We start from the raw sequence: 17,906 nt of genomic DNA, 5'->3' as shown, positions 1-17,906 counted from the left end.
TCAGTCCCCCTTCCCGGCGGCCGCGACGGCGGCGGCCCGCAGTTCCCTGGCCGGCCGTTCCTCCAGCACCGCCTGCTTCTCGTACGGGTCGACGAAGCGGCGGCCGGCCCGGGGGCCGTCACCGTTCAGCGCCCGGATCGCGGCGATCACGATGAGGAGGATCACGCCGAACCAGATCAGGTTCATCGGCTTGGCGATCCGCTTGACCATGGTCCAGAAGCCGGCCGTGTCCTGCCAGCCGCCGGTGTTGTTCCGCGCGACGGTCAGCGACCCGGTGGCCCGGGCGGTGTCCAGCGCGCTGCGGCCGGCGCCGCCCAGGGTGTTGCCGGTGATCTCGCTGCCCCCGGCCGCGCCGAGCACGGAGATCGCGTGCAGCGAGGCCGACTGCACGGTGTTGGCAGTGACCGTGACCCGGGCGTTCCTGACGTAGATCGCGGTCGGGACCTCCCTGACGATGTTGCCGCTGACGCGGGCCGACACGACCCCGTCGCGCAGCACGATGCCCTGGCTGCTCTGGCCCCTGACCCGGTTGCCGGAGACCTGCGCGCCGGTGGCGTCCTTGCTCACGACGATGCCCATCTCCCCGCCGACGACCTCGGTGGTCTGCACGACCGGCCGGATGCCGCCCTGCACCTCCACGCCGTACCGGCCGTTGTCGCGGGCGGCGCTGCTGAGCAGCGAGTCGCCGCCGAAGCTGCGCAGGGACTCGCCGGACGCGGAGGGGCCCTGGGCCAGCGGGAGGCCGCTGATCGTGAAGCCGTTGCCCGCGTTGCGTTCGGCCGTCGAGCCGGTGATCGTGACGTTCTGCGTCCCCCGGGACAGCACGAAGCCGTCGCCCCGGCTGCCGGTCACGGTGGTGTTCTCGATGGAGGCGTTGCGCGCGAACCGGTGCAGCAGCACGCCGTGGATCAGGCTGTCGCCGATCGTGACGTTGGTGATGCGGGTCTGGTCCGACGCGCTGATGAAGATTCCGTACGCGTTGCCGACGACCGAGGTGTCACTGATCTCACCGGTGACCAGGTTGGCCTGGGGCATCTGGTAGGCGACCTTGCTGCCGCCCGCGCTGTCGGTGATCTCGACCTCGTCGTCGCCGCCCCGGCTCGGCACGAGCAGGCCGTTGGGCAGGAGCGTCTTCCGCTCGTCGTCCTCCCTGCCGGCCGGCTTCCTGCCGGACCCCGAGGTGCCGGGAGCGGCGGTGGCCGCCACGCCCGGGCGTACGGGGACCCGCTCGGCGGTCTCGGCGGGCCGGTCGGTGCCCGTCAGCGCCAGGCCGCCGGTCGGGCCGCTCCAGAAGCCGAGGTACTCGACCCGGGCGTGGCTCATCCTGAGCTCTCCGCCGATGGCCCGCAGGTACGCGCGGCCGTCGGAGACCTGCGTGTCCGCCGTCCTGGTGTGGGGGTTCCAGCTGGTGATCCGCACCGGGTTCTGGGCCGAGCCGTTGACCCGGATGCTCGCGTCGAAGCCCACGATCGAGACGAAGGCGCCGGGTTCGCTGCGCATCCGGATCACGAGCGGGCCCTGCGCGTTCTGCAGCACCAGCTTGGCTCCCGGACCGAGGAACACGTTGATGCCGAGCACGAAGGAGCCGTCCGACTGCTTCTGGAACTGCTCCAGGCCGAGGCGCTCCAGGTCGGCGATGCGGTACGGGTCGCGCCGCTGGGGCAGCACCAGCGTCTGCCCGTTGGCCGAGCTGGAGATGTGCGGCACCCGGGCCTGCGCCGCGGCCGGCCCGCCCCGCGCGAGCGCCGAGGACAGCGTCGCCCGGGTCTGCATGACCCGCAGCGACTCCTGGTCGACCAGCGTCGACTGCTGCTGGGCCTCCGCCTGGGGCACGTCGTTGATCGCGGGTGGGGGCTCGGCTCCGTCGGTGTAGGCGAGGTACGCCCAGGTGCAGGCGGCGACCAGGCCCAGCACCAGGATCATGAGCAGGGCGCGGCTGCGGGGCCGGGGGGTGTCGCTCATGACGTCAGGCCTCCCGTCGCGGGCGCGGCCGGGGCCGGGGCCGGATGGTGGATCGGCAGCGACGGCTCGCGGTGCCATGGACGGTCCCCGCCGTACGCGGAGCGGGCCGGCGCGGCCCCGGCGGGACGCAGCGCGAGGACGGGCCGCTCCTCCAGCACCCGCTGGCGCGAGTAGGGGTCGCCGATGGCGGTACGGCGTCGCCGGCGATCGGCTCCCGCCTGGCGCGACCGCAGCGCCGACACGATGACGAGGAGGATGACCGCGGCCCAGATCAGGTTCATCGGCTTGACGTAACGCTTGGCCTTGACCCAGAACGTCGAGGTGTCGTGCCAGGCGTCCTCGACGTTGTCGTGCTCGTTCACCCGGTGGGCGGACCGCGAGACGCTGATCGCGCTGGTGCCCGAGCCGATGACGGTGTTGCGGGTGATCTCGGTGGCGCCGACGTCGCCGACCATGGTGATCCCGTGGGCCCGGGGCTTCACCAGGGTCGTGATCTTGTTTCCCACCACCTTGGCGTTGGAGTCGCGCAGGTAGATCCCGGTCAGGGTGTCCGTGATCGTGTTCCCGGCCACGTGGCCGGCGGTCGCGCCGTCGCGCAGCGCGATGCCCTGCCGGGCCTGGCCGGACAGCTTGTTGCCGGAGATCTGCACCTCGCTGGCGCCCTCGCGGACCACGATCCCCATGTCGCCACCGGTGATCTCGCTGGTGTAGACGGACAGGCGGCTGCCGCCGAGCACCTCGACGCCGTACCTCCCGTTGTCGCGGGCGACGCTGTCGTTGACCGAGTTGTCGCCGTAGACGGCCAGCGACTCGCCGCTCGCGGACGGGCCCTGCGCGAGGGCCTGCCCGTTGAGCGTGAAGCCGTTGCGGCCGTTGCGCTCCGCGAGGCAGTCGGTGATCTGCACCTTCTCGGTCGCCCGCGACAGCACGAAGCCGTCGCCGCCGCTGCCGATCACCTTGGTCGACTGGACGGTCGCGCTGTTCACGAAACGGTGCAGGAAGACACCGTGCGCCAGGCTGTCCCTGATCTCGTCGTCGACGATCTGCGTCTGGTTCGACCCCGAGACGAACAGCCCGTACGCGTTGCCGGTGATGACGCTGTGCCTGATCGACCCGGACACCAGGTCGTCGGCGAGCACGTGCGTCGCCGTGCCGGGGCCGATCGGGATGGTCTCCACGTCGCCGAAGCTGCTCCCGCCCCGCTGGCTGCCGGCCTTGGACAGGCGCTCCGCCTTGTCCTGGTGCCGCTGCGTCTTGGTGCGGTGCCGGTAGACGCTCGCCGGCCGCTCGGTGCCGGTGAGCGCGATGCCCCCGGTGCGGCCGCTCCAGAACCCGAGGTCGGAGACCTCGGCGTATGACATCTCGAACTTGCCGCCGACCGCCCTGATGTAGGCGCGGCCGTCGGTGGTGGTCAGGTCGGGCTTGCGCGTGCGCACGTCCCAGCTGGTGATCCGGACCGGCTTGGCGGCGGTGCCCTTGATGTCGATGTCGCCGCCGAACGAGATGATCGAGCTGAACGACCCCGGCAGGCTGCCCATCCGCAGCGTCAGCGGCCCGCGCAACTGCAGGCTCGCCCCGTCGGCCACGAAGACCTGCACGCCGAGCAGGTAGGAGCCGTCCTTCATCCGCCGCAGGTAACGGCCCTTCTCGACCGCCGCGATGTCACGCAGCGTGTAGGGGGCCGTGGTGTCGTTGCGCGCGGGCAGCACCAGGGTCCTGCCGTACGCCGAGACGAAGACCTGGGGCCGCTTGCGCTGGGCCGCGGCAATGCCGCCGGCCTGCAGCAGAGCCGTGAGCGCGGCCCGGGTCTGGATAATGCGCTGGTCCTCGACGTCCACCAGCCGCGCCTGCGCCTCGGCGTCGGCGGAGATCAGGCCGGCCTTCAGCGTCTCGTCGTCGGCCATGACCGCCTTCTCCAGCGGCGGCGGCTCCTCTTCCTCCTTCGGCTCCTCCCGCGTGGGAGTCGGCAGGCTCTGGCCACCCGAAGGAGTCGGCCGCGCCGTCCCGGCCGTGCCGGTCCCCGGCGTACGGGTGGCCTCAGGAGACCGGGCGGACGAGCGGGTGGGGCGGGACGACGGGCTCCGCTTGGGGGTGGGGGACGGCCGGGAGGTCTCGGTCGGCGTCGGATCGGGCGAGGGAGTCGGGCTGTTCTCCCGGTCGGACGGGGGCGCCGCCGGGTCCACGAGATCCACCGGCGTCGGCTCCGCGGCCGCCGCGAGCCCGCCGCGTACGGGGGCGGCCGCGGCCGCCGCGCCGCCCATGCCGAGCGTGAGGGCCGCCGCCGTCAGAAGAGCGGGCAGCGACCGCCTCACTCAGGCCACCCCCTTGAGGGTGGCCGCGGTCTGGCCCGCCCCGCCCATCTGGTTGGACGAGCGGGTCAGCCATCCCTGCTTGTTCATGGTGACGAACGCGTACAGCTTGATCGGCAGCGCGATCATGATGACCACCAGGCAGACCAGCGGCAGGAGCCAGATCTCCCCGGGGTGGCGGCGCAGGTGCGACCAGCCGCGGACGCCCCGGCTGAGGAGCACCCAGCCGACGGCGAGCGCGATGCTCGGCAGGGTGGGCTGGAGCCTGCTGAAGAACAGGTAGGCCAGCGTGATGCCCATGGTCACCGGGGTGAGCAGGATCTGCAGCACGGTCACCTTGGTCACCAGCGGCGTCTTCCACAGCCACCCCTTCCACAGGGCGGTGAGGTAGCAACGGTAGGAGTTGCGGCTCCATCGGACGCGCTGCTTGACGAAGGCGCGGAAGGAGGAGGGGAACATCGATATGGCCCGCGCGGTCGACTGGTGCACCGTCTTGTAGCCGGAGGCGAGGACCAGCCAGGTGAGCCGGCCGTCGTCACCGGCGATGCAGCGGCGGCCGAGGAAGAACTCGTTCTCCAGGTGCTGGACCACCGGGAGGATGGCCGCGCGGCGGTAGGCCGCCGTACGGCCGGACAGGCAGGCCACGCCGCCCCTGCTGCCCATCGCCGGCACATAGTCGTAGTAGCGGAGGTTGACCAGCCAGTCCGCGACGCGCCGCCAGACGCTGGTGGTCCGCTGGTAGACGTTCTGCTGGGTGCCCACGCCGCCGACGGCCGGGTCCTCGAAGGGCATCTGCACCGCGTCGAGCAGGCCGGGCTGCCACCACGTGTCGGAGTCGGCGAAGACCACGACCTCGCCCTGCGCGGCCCGGATGCCGACCCCGAGCGCCGAGCGCTTGCCCGCGTGCTCGTAGATGAGGACGTGCAGCCGGGGGTCCTCCACCTTCGCGAGCCTGGCGTGGCACTCGGTGTCGGCGACGTCGACGACGATGATCACTTCGAGCGGGTCCTGGGCCAGCCAGCTCTCCAGGCAGCGCACCAGGATCTCGGGATCCTCGCGATAGGACGGGACCACCACGGAGACCGTCGTCCGGTAGCCGTTCACGATCGGCCTGGCCAGCCGGGACAGCACCACCCGGTAGATCCACAGTCCCCACACGAGCAGTCCGGCCAGGCCCAGCGGGATCAGATTGCGCCAGGAACCATCCGTTCCGGTGCGCACCAGCCATTCATAGGCGGTATCGAGCCAATTCGAATCTGACCCCACGGATCCTCCCCGACATTTATCCGCCTGCCCACGTGCGTGGGGCGACGTGCTCGCTTGGCGACAGGTAGAGAAGATACGTGGCGATATGCCTGGCTTGCCTGGAACGATCCATCTGTTATCAGAGTGAAATATGTTTCATCTAGGGCAGATGGAGTGTTTGAGGTGACGCGAAGTAAACTTGTAGGTAACTAGATATGTCCGCACGAAAAAGTAGAAATGACTTAGTACGGTCATTTCTCGCCTTTAAAGGATACCCGAAACCCCCAAAGCGGACAAACGGCGTGTCGGATAGTGAGATGACTCAGAAATTGACTGAATTGTCAGAGTCGGCTTTCCTTGCGATTCCTGTCGGAAGATCGCCACTCCATGAGGTTCTGCAGCAGCTCGGCCTGCTCGATCGCGTCGTCGAGCGCGTTGTGGGTGTGCCGCCGGCTCGACCGCACCTCGCGCGGCATCTGCCGCTTGGTGGCCCAGGCCACCGGCACGGCGGCCTTCGCCGCGTACAGCGTCTTGATGTCGATGCACCGGGAGTGGCCGAACGGCGACTCGCCCGTGAAGCGCAGGAAGTACCAGTACATCCACATCCAGTCGTACGACAGCGGGAAGGCCGCGAGCACCGGGAGGTCCGCCCCGCAGACCTCCCGGACCCAGGCGGCCGCGGCCGTCATCGCCTCCGCCGGATCGCGCCCCTCGCGCAGCAGCGTGCCGCGGTCGAGGCCGCTCACCGCCAGCGCCTCCGGCACGAAGTCGTCGCTGATCGGCCGCAGTTCGGCGTAGAAGGTCCGGGTCTCCGGATCGGTCCGCTCGAAGTGCCGTCCGATCATCCGGCCCGCCACGGTCATGCCGAAGCTGACCATCGAGTACGGGCCCGGGATCGGGCCGTCCGCCTCGATGTCAACCGATATGTACGTCTCGGCTTTCACCAAATCTCCCTGAGGGCCGGGGCGCGGCGGCTAGCATTCCATCACGTTCAGTAGCAAGACGATCGCGGGGGGTGAGAGTGCTGGACGGCGACATGTCCCGGGTCGCCGCCGGCGCGTCGCGGGGCGCACCCGGCCGTCCGGCCGCGCGGCCGGCGAGGTGGGCCGTGCGACACCGGCTCGCCGCCGCCGTCTGCGCCATCGCGGGCGCCCTTCTCGCGGGGATCACCGCCGTCGTGATCCGGTCCGGCGAGGTTACTGCGTCCGTGGCGCCGTACGTGATCGCGCTGCCGCTCGCGGCCGTGCTCACCCTCTGCGCGCGGTACGGCCCGTGGCGCGGGCCGCGCCGGCGCCGGACCGCGGCCGGGGGCCGCGCGGGGCCGCCGCACGCAGGGCCGGCCGGGTGGCAACGGCTGGTCAAGGCCGTCTTCGACCGGCTGGTGGCCACCGTGGCGCTGGTCGTGCTGGCCCCGCTGCTGACCGCCGTCGCGATCGCCGTACGGGTGAGCGGGCCGGGCCCGGCCCTGTTCCGGCAGCGGCGGGTGGGCCGGGACGGCGCCGAGTTCACGATCCTCAAGTTCCGCACGACGCACCGCGACGCGGAGGCCCGCAAGGTCGAGCTGACCAGCGACGCCCGAGGCGTGCTGTTCAAGGTGCGCCGGGATCCCCGTGTCACCCCGCTCGGCGCCCTGCTGCGGCGTTACTCGATCGACGAGCTGCCGCAGCTCCTCAACGTGCTGCGCGGGGACATGTCGCTCGTCGGGCCGCGCCCGCTGCTGCCGGAGGAGGTCGCGCGGTACGGCGGCGTACGCGGGAGGCTGCCGGTGCGCCCGGGGATGACCGGACTGTGGCAGGTTAACGGCCGATCTGACCTGTCATGGGAGGAATCGGTACGGTTGGACCTGCGTTATGTCGAGAACTGGTCTCTCAGGCTGGATCTGCAGATCCTATGGAGGACATGGGCCGCGGTCGCACGCGGGGCGGGAGCGTACTGAAGATGACGATGCGGGACGACCATTCCCTCGCGGGGGAACTGGCGTCGGAAGCGGGGGAACGGCTCCTGGAGCTGCGCGCCCGCCTCGGGTTCGAGGACGGCCGGGCGTTGAAGGACGCCGGTGACCAGACCTCGCACCGGTTCCTGATGGACGCCCTGCGGCGGCTCCGCCCGGACGACGCCGTGCTGTCGGAGGAAGCGACCCGCGAGGAGCGGATGGATCCCCGGCGGCTGTCGGCCGAGCGCGTCTGGATCGTCGACCCCCTCGACGGCACGCGCGAGTTCTCCGAGGAGGGCCGCGCCGACTGGGCCGTCCACGTCGCGTTGTGGGAGCGGGGCTCCCTCGGCGCGGGCGCCGTCGCCCTGCCCGCACAGGGTCGTACGCTCACGACGGCGGCTCCTCCGGAGCTGCCGGAGAAGGCGCGCGAGCCGTTCCGCGTCGCGGTCAGCCGCACCCGGCCGCCGGAGTTCGTCCGCGACCTCGCCGCCCGCCTCGGCGCGGAGCTCGTCCCGATCGGCTCGGCCGGCGCGAAGATCGCCGCCGTGCTCACGGGAGAGGTCGAGGCGTACGTCCACGCCGGAGGTCAGTACGAGTGGGACTCGGCCGCGCCTGTCGCGGTCGCGCTCGCGGCGGGGGCCCACGCCAGCAGGATCGACGGCTCACCCCTGACCTACAACCAGGGTGACCCCTCACTCCCCGATATCCTGGTCTCCCTACCGGATCTGGCGCCAACGTTGCTCGCCGGAATCCGTGACCTGCATCGCCAGACTCCCTGAAGGAAGCCGAATGCTTCAGCGTGACTACACCACGTCGCAGCTCGACGTGCTCGAGGCCGAGGCGATCCACATCATGCGTGAGGTCGCGGCCGAGTTCGAGCGCCCCTGTCTGCTCTTCTCCGGCGGCAAGGACTCCATCGTCATGCTGCGGGTCGCGGAGAAGGCGTTCTGGCCGGCGCCGATCCCCTTCCCCCTCATGCACGTCGACACCGGGCACAACTTCTCCGAAGTGATCGACTACCGCGACCGCCGGGTCGGCGAACTCGGCGCACGGCTGGTCGTCGCCTCGGTCCAGGCGTCGATCGACGCCGGGCGGGTGGTCGAGGAGACCGGTCGGCGGGCCTCCCGCAACCGGCTGCAGACCACGACCCTGCTGGACGCCATCGAGGAGCACGAGTTCGACGCGGTGTTCGGCGGCGCCCGGCGCGACGAGGAGAAGGCCCGAGCCAAGGAGCGGGTGTTCTCCTTCCGCGACGACTTCGGCCAGTGGGACCCCAAGAACCAGCGGCCCGAGCTGTGGAACCTCTACAACACCAAGATCCGCCGCGGTGAGCACATCCGCGTGTTCCCGTTGTCGAACTGGACCGAGCTGGACGTGTGGCACTACATCCGGCGGGAGGGCATCGAGATCCCGTCGATCTACTTCGCCCACTCCCGCACGGTCTTCGAGCGCGACGGCATGCTGCTGGCCGACTCCGAGGTCGTCCAGCGGGGCGAGGACGAGCCGGTGTTCGACGCGGTCGTCCGCTACCGCACGGTCGGCGACATGACCTGCACCGGGGCGGTCGCCTCCACCGCCACGACCGTCGAGCAGATCATCGACGAGATCGCCGCCACCCGGATCACCGAGCGCGGTGCGACCCGCGCCGACGACCGGGCGTCCGAGGCCGCCATGGAAGATCGCAAGAAGGAAGGCTACTTCTGATGGACATCCTTCGTTTCGCGACGGCGGGCAGCGTCGACGACGGCAAGTCCACGTTGATCGGGCGGCTGCTGTTCGACTCCAAGGCGATCTTCGAGGACCAGCTCGAGGCGGTCGAGCGGACCTCCCGCGACCGGGGCACGGAGTACACCGATCTGTCGCTGCTGACCGACGGCCTGCGGGCCGAGCGCGAGCAGGGCATCACGATCGACGTCGCGTACCGCTACTTCGCCACGCCCAAGCGGAAGTTCATCATCGCCGACACCCCGGGGCACATCCAGTACACCCGGAACATGGTCACCGGCGCCTCCACCGCCGACCTGGCGATCATCCTCATCGACGCACGCAAGGGCGTGCTGGAGCAGTCGCGGCGGCACGCCTTCCTGACGACGCTGCTGCGTGTGCCGCACCTGGTCCTGGCGGTCAACAAGATGGACCTCGTCGACTACTCCGAGGCCCGCTTCGACGAGATCCGCGAGGAGTTCACCGCGTTCGCCAGCAAGCTGAACGCGAGCGACCTCACCTTCATCCCGATCTCGGCGCTGCACGGCGACAACGTCGTCTCCCGCTCCGAGAACATGCCGTGGTATGAGGGCTCCTCGCTGCTGCACCACCTGGAGCACGTGCACATCGCCTCCGACCGCAACCTGGTCGACGTGCGCTTCCCGGTGCAGTACGTCATCCGCCCGCACAGCGCGACCAGCCAGGAACTGCACGACTACCGGGGGTACGCCGGGCAGGTCGCGGGCGGCGTGCTCAAGCCGGGGGACGAGGTGCTGCACCTGCCCTCGGGCCTGACCACCACGATCGCCGCGATCGACACCTTCGACGGGCCGGTGGAGGAGGCGTTCCCGCCCATGTCGGTCACGCTGCGCCTGTCCGACGACATCGACATCTCCCGTGGCGACATGATCTGCCGGCCGAACAACCAGCCGCAGGCCGCCCAGGAGATCGACGCGATGATCAGCTGGATGGCCGACGGCGTGAAGCTCCAGCCCAGGTCGAAGCTGATCATCAAGCACACCACCCGTACGGCCCGGGCACTGGTGCGCGACCTGCACTACCGGCTCGACGTCAACACCCTGCACCGCGACGAGTCGGCCACCTCCCTCGGCCTGAACGAGATCGGCCGGGTGTCGCTGCGGACCACCCAGCCGCTGTTCGTGGACGACTACGCCCGCAACCGCCTCACCGGCGGCTTCATCCTGATCGACGAGGCCACCAACGGCACCGTCGGCGCCGGCATGATCGTCGACGCGCACTGATCCGGTACGTCCGAGTTCCATCCTGAACGGCCCCCGAGCGCGATTGCGCCGGGGGCCGTTCGCGTACGGAAGGCGCCACCCCGCCCGCCGGTAGATCCTTTGGGGATCGCCGGTCGGGGGATTACTCTACGCGCTAGGGTCGTCACGTTTCGCATCCGTTTCGTGGAGGACACGTGGCCGACGCTCAGCCGGTGATCTTCGTGGGCGGCCTGGGACGCAGCGGAAGCACCCTGATCGAGCGCCTGCTCGGCGAGCTGCCGGGGGTGGCGCCGCTCGGCGAGGTGGTCCATCTGTGGGACCGCGGGGTGCGGGCCGACGAGCCCTGCGGCTGCGGGCAGCCGTTCTCCCGGTGCCCGTTCTGGACGAAGGTGGGCGAGCACGCGTTCGGGCAGTGGCGGCAGAGCCAGGCGGGATGGCTCCCGAGCCTGCGCATGCGGGTCGACCGGACCCGGCGGCTGCCCGTCCTCGCCCTCGGGCTCCCGAGCCGTGAGGCCGAACTGGCCGAGTACGTGCGGTCGTACTCCCGCATCTACGCGGCGGCGGCCGAGGTGGCCGACGCCCGGGTCGTCGTCGACTCCAGCAAGCACGCCTCGCTGGCGTACTGCTTGGCCTCGATCATGAAACTCCGGGTCGTGCACGTGGTGCGCGACCCGCGGGCGGTGGCCGCGTCCTGGCGCCGCAGGGTGCGCAGACCCGAGAACGGGCGGCCGATGACCCGCTGGACGCCCGCCAGGACCGCCGTCCACTGGCTGGCCCAGAACCTCGCCTTCGAGATCCTGCGCCGCAGGGGCGTGCGGGTCGTCCGGGTGCGGCACGAGGACCTGCTGCGCGACCCGCGCACCACCGTCGTCCGCCTGGCCGCACGGCTCGGGCTGTCCGCCGGCGGGCTCGACTTCCTCGACGGCCGCCACGCGCGCCTGGGCGTCGCCCACACCGTCTCCGGCAACCCGATGCGTTTCTCCGTCGGCCCGGTCGAGCTGCGCGACCGTCCCGCGCCGCTGCCGCGTGCGCAGCGGTGGCTGGTCACCGCGCTCACCCTTCCGCTGCTCCTCTGGTACGGCTACCGCCTCGCCCAGACCTCGGGAGCCCGGCGATGACGCCGTCGGTCGGGGTCGTCATCCCCACCAGGGGCGACCGGCCCGGCCCGCTCCGCGCCGCGCTGACCGGGGTGCTCGGCCAGGAGTACGGCGGCGAGGTGCGCGTGGTGGTCGTGGCCGACGGCATCCCTGCGCCGCTGGTGGCCAGGCAGATGCCCGGCGTGGCCGGGCCCGGGAGCGGAGGCCCGCGCGGCGTCCGGGTGCTGGGCAACCGGCGCACCCCTGGGCTGCCCGGCGCCAGGAACACCGGGATCGGCGTGCTTGACACCGATCTCGTCGCCTTCTGCGACGACGACGACCTCTGGCTGCCGGGCAAGCTGGCCGCCCAGGTGGCCGCGCTCGCGGAGGAGCCCGCGGCGGCCTTCGCGAGCTGCGCTGTCGAGGTCGAGTACGGGACGCGGCGTGTGCCGCGGCTGGCCGGCACCGACCGGGTCGCCCACCACCACCTCACCCGCTCGCGGATGATGATGGTCCACTCCTCGACGTTCCTGTTCCGGCGCGGCTCGGTGTGGGTGGACGAGAGCGCCCCCGGCGGCCAGAACGAGGACTGGGACCTCGCGCTGCGGGCCGCCCGGCGGCACCCGATCGTCCACGTCGACCACCCGCTCGTACGGGTGCGCTGGGGATCGTCGCACTACGCGGCACGGTGGGCGGACCGGATCGCGGGGCTGGAGTGGATGCTCGCCCGGCATCCGGGCCTGACCTGCGAGCCACGCGGCGCGGCCCGCGTCTACGGGCAGCTCGCCTTCTGCCACGCCGCCCTCGGGCGGCGCCGCGAGGCCGCCCGGTGGTCGTTGCGGGCCTTCTCCGCCCGGCCGGGCGAGCCGCGCGCGGCGGTGGCGCTGGCGATCGCCGGAGGCCTCCTCACCCCGCGCGCCGTACTGCACGCCCTCCACCTGCGCGGCCACGGCATCTGATGGCCGACCCCACATCGATCCCCACGGCCGCTCTGGACCCGGCGTTCGCGGCCGGGATCGGGGCGGCCGGGCCTGGGATGGACAGAGTTCCGGTGGCCGGGGTGCTGCTCGACCCGTTCACCGAGGCGCGGGTGGTGGCGCACATCATGGCCGCGCTGGAGCGCGGCGAGGGCGGTCACCTGGTCACGCCGAACGTCGACATCTGCCGGGCCGCCGCCCGCGATCCGTCGCTGCGTGAGCTGATCGACGCGGCCGAGCTCGCGGTGGCCGACGGCATGCCCCTGGTCTGGGCGTCGCGGCTGCTCGGGCGTCCGCTGCCGGAGCGGGTGACGGGAGCCGACCTGATCTGGTCGCTGACCGGAGCCGCCGCGGCGCGCGGCCTGCCCGTCTATCTGATCGGGGGACCGCCGGGCGTCGCCGAGGCGGCGCGCGACGCGCTGTGCGGGCGGCATCCGGGCCTGGTGGTGGCGGGCGTCCACGCTCCGCCGTACGGATTCGAGACCAGCCCGGCGGCGCTGGCGGAGATGCGGGGGCAACTCGTCGCCACGCGGCCGTCCCTGGTCTTCGTGGGTCTCGGGTTCCCCCGGCAGGACCGGCTCATCACGCGGCTTCGGCCCGACCTGCCGGGCACGTGGTTCGTCGGCTGCGGCGCGGCCATCGCCTTCGCCGCCGGTTCGGTGCGCCGCGCCCCCGGCTGGATGGGCGACCACGGGCTGGAATGGCTGTTCCGCCTGATCAGCGAACCCCACCGCCTCGCCCGCCGCTACCTCGTCGACGACCTCCCCTTCGCCCTCCAACTCCTCACCCGCGCCCTCCTCCACCGCGCACTCACCGGTCGCCCACCAGGAGGCCGGCGCTCACCCTGACGGCGCCGAGGAGCATGATCGTTCCGCAGGCGGAGACCTCTGGTTCGTCGTTCTGCTCGGTTCTACGCTGCGGTCATGTCCATCGAGCGCTTCGAGCCCTTCCCCGGCTCACTTGATCCTGGCAGCGTGTCCGCCCGCCGCTGCACCTGGCACACGCCTGGCAACCAGCCGTGCCCCGAACCACCCCGCAATGGAGCATGGTCCGGATCCGGGCACAGCAGTTTCGTGACGTGTTCCTTGATTTCTTCGGCCTGCTGGGCAGTCGCATAAACGCCAAGCCGGATCTCCCAGATGGTCGGTTCCTCAGACATCGGCACATGTCCTTCCCGGCGGCGCCGCGCCCCCGCCGCAGAGAAGAGGAGGTGACTTGGTCCCGCCTCCCTTGGGGGACGCCACTGAACACACTGAACACGTTTCGTGTTGGAGTGGCGCTTGTGGTGGCCCTGCGGGCCGGGAATGTCGCGGTCAGGCGTCGGTGTCCTTGGGATGGCGAGTCGAGGCGTAGACGAGGTAGACGGTGCGCCGGGACTCGTCGACCAGGTAGCGGACGCGACCGCCCGCGGTGACCTCGTACTCCCATTGGGGATAGTCGCGGCCGCCGAGCGACCCCGTCGCGAGGCGGCCACGCAGGCGATGCTGCCGGTCGGGGTCGTTCTGTGACAGCGGGTCGGCGCGTAACGCCTCGAAACAGCGCCGGGTGTTCCCGGCCGCGTCCGTACACAGGTCGCTCCAGCCTTTGGCGGCCTCGCTGGTTGCGAAGCGAAGATGCCATTCGTCGCCCACCGGTGGTGGGGCCACCGCGTCTCCGCGCTTGGGGCTCACGGCGCGAGCACCTCGCCGTGGTCCTCGTCGGGAAGCTGCTGAGTGAGCTGTGCGGTAAGCGCTGGGTTCGCCAGTATCCGGGCTGTGGCCCGCCACTCCACGATGACCCGGTGCAGTGTCGCGTGTACGTCCAGATCTATCGCGTCATGAGTGGCGTCGAGAAGGTCCTGAATGAACTGCTGCCTCTCGTCGCCGGACAGGTGCCTGACCCAGGGGAAGACGCGGGGCAAGGCGTGCAGAACGACCTCCGTGCCCTCTTCGCTGGACAGGAGCGCAGAGACCATGCGGGCCGCGACCTCGGCGGTCTCCTCACGTTCGCGGTCGTGGCGAGCGGTGGAGATGAACAGGTCCTCCCCGTCACGCCTCTTGATGTGCACGCGGTGAACCCGCTCCACTGTCTCGGCGACGCGCTTGGAGTGCTTCGACAAGTCGGAGAACGGGACAGTCGGCATGGTCATGCCTAATGCTACTTCGGAACACATTCCGAAGTGAAGAGTTGCCGGCGTGGCGCCTTACCTCCCGGACGGTCGTGTGGATCCTGCGCGACGACGGCCTGATCAGCGGGTACGGGCACGGTCGGCGGCGTGGACGGTGTGGCGCAGCAGGAGGGCGGTGGTCACCGGGCCGACGCCGCCGGGCACGGGCGTGAGCGCCCCGGCGCTGTCGGCGACCGCGACCGCGTCCACGTCGCCGACCAGGCCGCCGTCCTCGGTGGGATTGGTGCCGACGTCCACCACGACCGCTCCCGGGCGTACGTGCTCGGCCGTGATTAGACCGGCGCGGCCGACCGCGGCGACGACCACGTCGGCCGCGGAGGTGACGGCGGCCAGGTCCCTCGTACGGGAGTGGCAGACCGTCACGGTGGCGTTCCGGTCCAGCAGGAGATGGGCGGCGGGCTTGCCGACGACGGTTGAGCGGCCCACCACGGCGACGTGCCGACCGGCCAGGTCGATCCCGTGGTGGTCGAGGATCGCCACGACCGCCTCGGCGGTCGCCGGGGCGAACGCGGGCAGCCCCGCGGCCAGACGGCCGAGCGACAGCGGGTTCGCGCCGTCGACGTCCTTCTCGAACGCGATCGCACCGGCCAGATCCTCAAGCCTGGCCCCCTGCGGCAGCGGGGTCTGGAGGATGATCCCGTGGACGGTGTCGTCGGCGCTCAGCGACGCCAGCCTGTCGCGGATCAGGGCGGGGTCGGCCTCCGCCCCGAGGTCGACGATCTCGCAGACGATCCCGGACTTCTCGGCGGCCCGGGCGATCGAGCGGACGTACCAGGCGCTGGACTCGTCCGCCGTGGCGACGACGACCGCGAGCTTCGCCGGGGTCCCGGCCGCCGCGAGTCCGGCGGCCTGCCCGGTGGCCTCGGACCGGATGGACGCGGCGAGTTCCTTGCCGGAGAGCACGCGGGCGCTCACTTCGCGATCTCCTCGCGTACGGCGGCGGTGACCTGCTCGGCACGCGCGGCGACGTCGTCCACCTCCGCGGCCTCGGCGGCCAGTCCGGCGCGGACCTTCTCGTCCTTGATCCCGCCCAGGTTGATCTCGATGTTCACCCGGGCGGTGGCCGCTGCGGCCCGCGCGGCCTCGGTGGCGGCGGCGACGTCGGAGACGACGTTGCGGTTGGCGACGGGCAGCAGTTCCTCGGCGATCTCGACGGCCCGCCGGGCGACGGCCACCACCTTCGCCGGCACGGTGCCCGCCCCCACCAGCGCCCGCGCGATGGCGGCGGACCGGACGTCCTTCGCCTCGTCGGTGTCCTTGGGCAGCTTGTAGGCCTCGGCGACCGCCCCGAAGGCCGCCGCGTCGTCCTCGGCCAGGCGCAGCGCCTCCGACCGGAGCACGTCGGTCTCGCCGATGATCCGTTCGACCAGGGAGGTGTGCTCGGCGTACTTCTCGCCGGTGCTGTAGCGCGCGACCATCCCCAGCAGCGCCACGGCCTGGGCGGCCTGCAGGGCCGCGGCGGCGCCTCCGCCGGGCGCCGGCACCCGGTCGGCGAGGTGGAACAGGAAGTCGCCGATCGTCTCCTCGCGCATCGCGCCGCCCTCCGCTCGTCGCAACACAACGTGGAAATCCTCCCACGCCAGTCCGAACGCCCGGCCACCGTGCACGCGTGTCGCCTGCGGAGAGTCAGGAGGCGACGGCCTTGCACGGGAGATCGTTCAACGGGACGGAACCACCGCTCGGAGCGGCGGGCCGTACGGGAGGCCGGTGGGGAGAGGACGCGGAGGCCTGGCCGAGCAGCGTGCCGGCGAGGGCGAGGGCCATGCCGACCAGTTGGATCGGGGTGAGGGCCTGGCCGAGCGCCGCCCAGCCGATCACGGTGGCCGACACCGGGCTGAGCAGGGCCAGGAAGGCGACCGAGGTCGCGGGGAGCCGGGAGATGCCGCGGAACCAGATCCAGTACGCGCAGGCGGTGCCGACGATCCCGAGATAGGCGTAGCCGAGGATGTTCTCGGTGGTCAGCGCGGGCGGCGCCCCCTCGATGAGCAGGGCGACCGGGAGGAGCAGCAGCCCGCCCGCGGTCAGTTGCCATCCCGTGAGCGCGAGGGCGCCGACGCCCTCGGGACGGCCCCAGCGCTTGGTCAGCACGGTTCCGGCGGACATGGAGGCGGCCCCGGCGAGCCCGGCCAGCACTCCGACCGTGTCGAGCGCCGCGTCGGCGCGCAGGACGACCAGGCCGACACCGGCCAGCCCCACGAGACCGGCGAGCAGTTTCCGGCCGGTCGGCCGTTCGGCGAGCAGGGCTCGGGCGAAGGCGAGCGCGAACAGCGGGCCCGCCGCGCCCAGTACGGCGGCGACACCGCCGGGCAGCCGGTACGCCGCAAGGAACAGGAACGGGAAGAACGCCCCGATGTTCAGCACGCCGAGCAGCGCGGCCCGCCAGACCCACATACCGCGCGGCAGCACGCGGGTGACGGCGAGCAGCCCGAGCCCGGCCGGTAACGCCCTGGTCAGCGCGGTGAACAGCGGCCGGTCCTGCGGCAGGAACTCGGTCGTCACGGCGTAGGTCGAGCCCCAGACCAATGGGGTGAGCCCGGTGATGGCGAGCGTTCCCGCGATCGACAGGGATGTGCGGTTCGAGGCTCCCATGGTTACTCCTCCGTTGATAATCTCAACGTTGAGATAAAAACATCGACGAAGCTTCAGCGTCAAGTAAACGAACGTTGAGATATCTGGAGGGGTGTCGGTGGGCGATGCGGTGGACCTGTTGCTGGATCAGTGGCGGCGGGAGCGGCCGGACGTGGACCCCTGGCCGATGGGCGTCGTCGGCCGGGTCTCGCGGCTGGCCAAGCTGCTGGACCGGGAACTCAAGGAGTTCTTCGCCTCGTACGGGCTGGAGCACTGGGAGTTCGACGTGCTCGCGACGCTGCGCCGCTCGGGCCCGCCGTACGAACTCGCGGCCGGCGCCCTGGTCAAGGCGGCGATGGTGACCTCTGGCGCGATCACCAACCGGATCGACCGGATGGTGGCCAAAGGGCTGGTCGACCGTCTGCCGGACAAGGAGGACCGCAGGTCGGTCCGGGTGCGGCTCACCGACCGCGGGGTCGCGCTCGTGGACGAGATGCTGGCACCGCACGTCGCGAACGAGGAGCGTCTGCTCGCGGCCCTCGACCCCCGCGACCGCGACCACCTGGCCGACGCCCTGCGCACCCTCCTCGCATCCCTCGGCGACACGACACTCGGCTAGCGAGCCGAGATCCCACCTGGCAGCCGTATCCTTTCATGCCGATCCCTACCGTGAAAGGATACGCGTTATCCTTTCACGATCATGCCCCGCGTGAAAGGATAACGC

17 protein-coding genes and 1 pseudogene are annotated in these 17,906 nt (G+C 71.3%); 8 read left to right on the top strand and 10 right to left on the bottom strand.

Annotated elements, in window-relative coordinates; translation table 11 throughout:
- From FED44_RS21385 to FED44_RS21370, 4 genes are all read right to left on the bottom strand, one after another.
- The gene (locus FED44_RS21385) at positions 1-1,962 is read right to left on the bottom strand and encodes a right-handed parallel beta-helix repeat-containing protein (protein ID WP_167521548.1); all 1,962 of its coding nucleotides are present in this window, start codon (positions 1,960-1,962) and stop codon (positions 1-3) included.
- Positions 1,959-4,274: a right-handed parallel beta-helix repeat-containing protein gene (locus FED44_RS21380; RefSeq protein ID WP_138461814.1), complete on the bottom strand. Its 2,316-nt coding sequence runs from the start codon at positions 4,272-4,274 to the stop codon at positions 1,959-1,961. The genes FED44_RS21385 and FED44_RS21380 overlap by 4 nt, the downstream gene beginning before the upstream one ends.
- Positions 4,275-5,492: a glycosyltransferase family 2 protein gene (locus FED44_RS21375; protein ID WP_208759108.1), complete on the bottom strand. Its 1,218-nt coding sequence runs from the start codon at positions 5,490-5,492 to the stop codon at positions 4,275-4,277.
- A gap of 365 nt (positions 5,493-5,857) precedes the next feature.
- Positions 5,858-6,460 carry a 3'-5' exonuclease family protein gene (locus FED44_RS21370; protein ID WP_138461812.1) on the bottom strand — a complete coding sequence of 201 codons (603 nt, stop codon included), beginning with the start codon at positions 6,458-6,460 and terminating at the stop codon, positions 5,858-5,860.
- A gap of 350 nt (positions 6,461-6,810) precedes the next feature.
- Here FED44_RS21370 and FED44_RS21365 point away from each other — a divergent pair.
- From FED44_RS21365 to FED44_RS21335, 7 genes and pseudogenes are all read left to right on the top strand, one after another.
- Positions 6,811-7,452: pseudogene (locus FED44_RS21365) on the top strand (sugar transferase); the annotation flags it as partial.
- Between the two features lie 2 nt (positions 7,453-7,454).
- Positions 7,455-8,228, top strand: coding sequence for a 3'(2'),5'-bisphosphate nucleotidase CysQ (locus FED44_RS21360; RefSeq protein ID WP_117409262.1), 774 nt, complete (start codon positions 7,455-7,457; stop codon positions 8,226-8,228).
- 10 nt (positions 8,229-8,238) lie between these two features.
- Positions 8,239-9,153, top strand: a complete 915-nt coding sequence (gene cysD, locus FED44_RS21355; RefSeq protein WP_117409245.1) for a sulfate adenylyltransferase subunit CysD — start codon at positions 8,239-8,241, stop codon at positions 9,151-9,153.
- Positions 9,153-10,415: a sulfate adenylyltransferase subunit CysN gene (cysN, locus tag FED44_RS21350; protein WP_117409246.1), complete on the top strand. Its 1,263-nt coding sequence runs from the start codon at positions 9,153-9,155 to the stop codon at positions 10,413-10,415. The genes cysD and cysN overlap by 1 nt, the downstream gene beginning before the upstream one ends.
- 173 nt (positions 10,416-10,588) lie before the next feature.
- Positions 10,589-11,512: a sulfotransferase gene (locus tag FED44_RS21345; protein WP_244302125.1), complete on the top strand. Its 924-nt coding sequence runs from the start codon at positions 10,589-10,591 to the stop codon at positions 11,510-11,512.
- Positions 11,509-12,429: a glycosyltransferase family 2 protein gene (locus FED44_RS21340; RefSeq protein WP_117409247.1), complete on the top strand. Its 921-nt coding sequence runs from the start codon at positions 11,509-11,511 to the stop codon at positions 12,427-12,429. The genes FED44_RS21345 and FED44_RS21340 overlap by 4 nt, the downstream gene beginning before the upstream one ends.
- Positions 12,429-13,295, top strand: coding sequence for a WecB/TagA/CpsF family glycosyltransferase (locus FED44_RS21335; RefSeq protein WP_208759107.1), 867 nt, complete (start codon positions 12,429-12,431; stop codon positions 13,293-13,295). The genes FED44_RS21340 and FED44_RS21335 overlap by 1 nt, the downstream gene beginning before the upstream one ends.
- Before the next feature lie 62 nt (positions 13,296-13,357).
- Here FED44_RS21335 and FED44_RS21330 read toward each other — a convergent pair whose 3' ends face one another.
- The 6 genes from FED44_RS21330 to FED44_RS21305 form a co-directional block, all read right to left on the bottom strand.
- A complete protein-coding gene (locus FED44_RS21330; RefSeq protein WP_117409249.1) occupies positions 13,358-13,606 on the bottom strand; it encodes a hypothetical protein in 249 nt (82 codons plus the stop codon).
- A 154-nt stretch (positions 13,607-13,760) separates the two neighbouring features.
- On the bottom strand, positions 13,761-14,117 hold the full coding sequence (locus FED44_RS21325) for a hypothetical protein (protein WP_117409250.1): 357 nt from the start codon (positions 14,115-14,117) through the stop codon (positions 13,761-13,763).
- Positions 14,114-14,575, bottom strand: coding sequence for a prevent-host-death family protein (locus FED44_RS21320; RefSeq protein ID WP_117409251.1), 462 nt, complete (start codon positions 14,573-14,575; stop codon positions 14,114-14,116). Before FED44_RS21320 ends, FED44_RS21325 begins: the two co-directional genes overlap by 4 nt.
- 99 nt (positions 14,576-14,674) lie before the next feature.
- Positions 14,675-15,529, bottom strand: coding sequence for a bifunctional 5,10-methylenetetrahydrofolate dehydrogenase/5,10-methenyltetrahydrofolate cyclohydrolase (locus tag FED44_RS21315; RefSeq protein WP_117409252.1), 855 nt, complete (start codon positions 15,527-15,529; stop codon positions 14,675-14,677).
- A complete protein-coding gene (locus FED44_RS21310; protein ID WP_244302124.1) occupies positions 15,526-16,173 on the bottom strand; it encodes a cyclodeaminase/cyclohydrolase family protein in 648 nt (215 codons plus the stop codon). Before FED44_RS21310 ends, FED44_RS21315 begins: the two co-directional genes overlap by 4 nt.
- 67 nt (positions 16,174-16,240) lie before the next feature.
- On the bottom strand, positions 16,241-17,203 hold the full coding sequence (locus FED44_RS21305; RefSeq protein WP_138461811.1) for an EamA family transporter: 963 nt from the start codon (positions 17,201-17,203) through the stop codon (positions 16,241-16,243).
- Between the two features lie 97 nt (positions 17,204-17,300).
- On the opposite strand from FED44_RS21305, the gene FED44_RS21300 reads away from it, so the two are divergent.
- Complete coding sequence (locus FED44_RS21300) at positions 17,301-17,801, top strand: MarR family winged helix-turn-helix transcriptional regulator (protein ID WP_138461810.1); 501 nt, start codon at positions 17,301-17,303, stop codon at positions 17,799-17,801.
- The last annotated feature ends 105 nt before the right edge of the window (positions 17,802-17,906 follow it).

The sequence above is a fragment of the Microbispora triticiradicis genome, from assembly GCF_005864065.1.
Classification (GTDB): Bacteria; Actinomycetota; Actinomycetes; order Streptosporangiales; family Streptosporangiaceae; genus Microbispora; species Microbispora triticiradicis.
The sequence above is the reverse complement of the archived record's forward strand: the minus strand, read 5'-3'. Positions and strand labels throughout refer to the sequence as shown.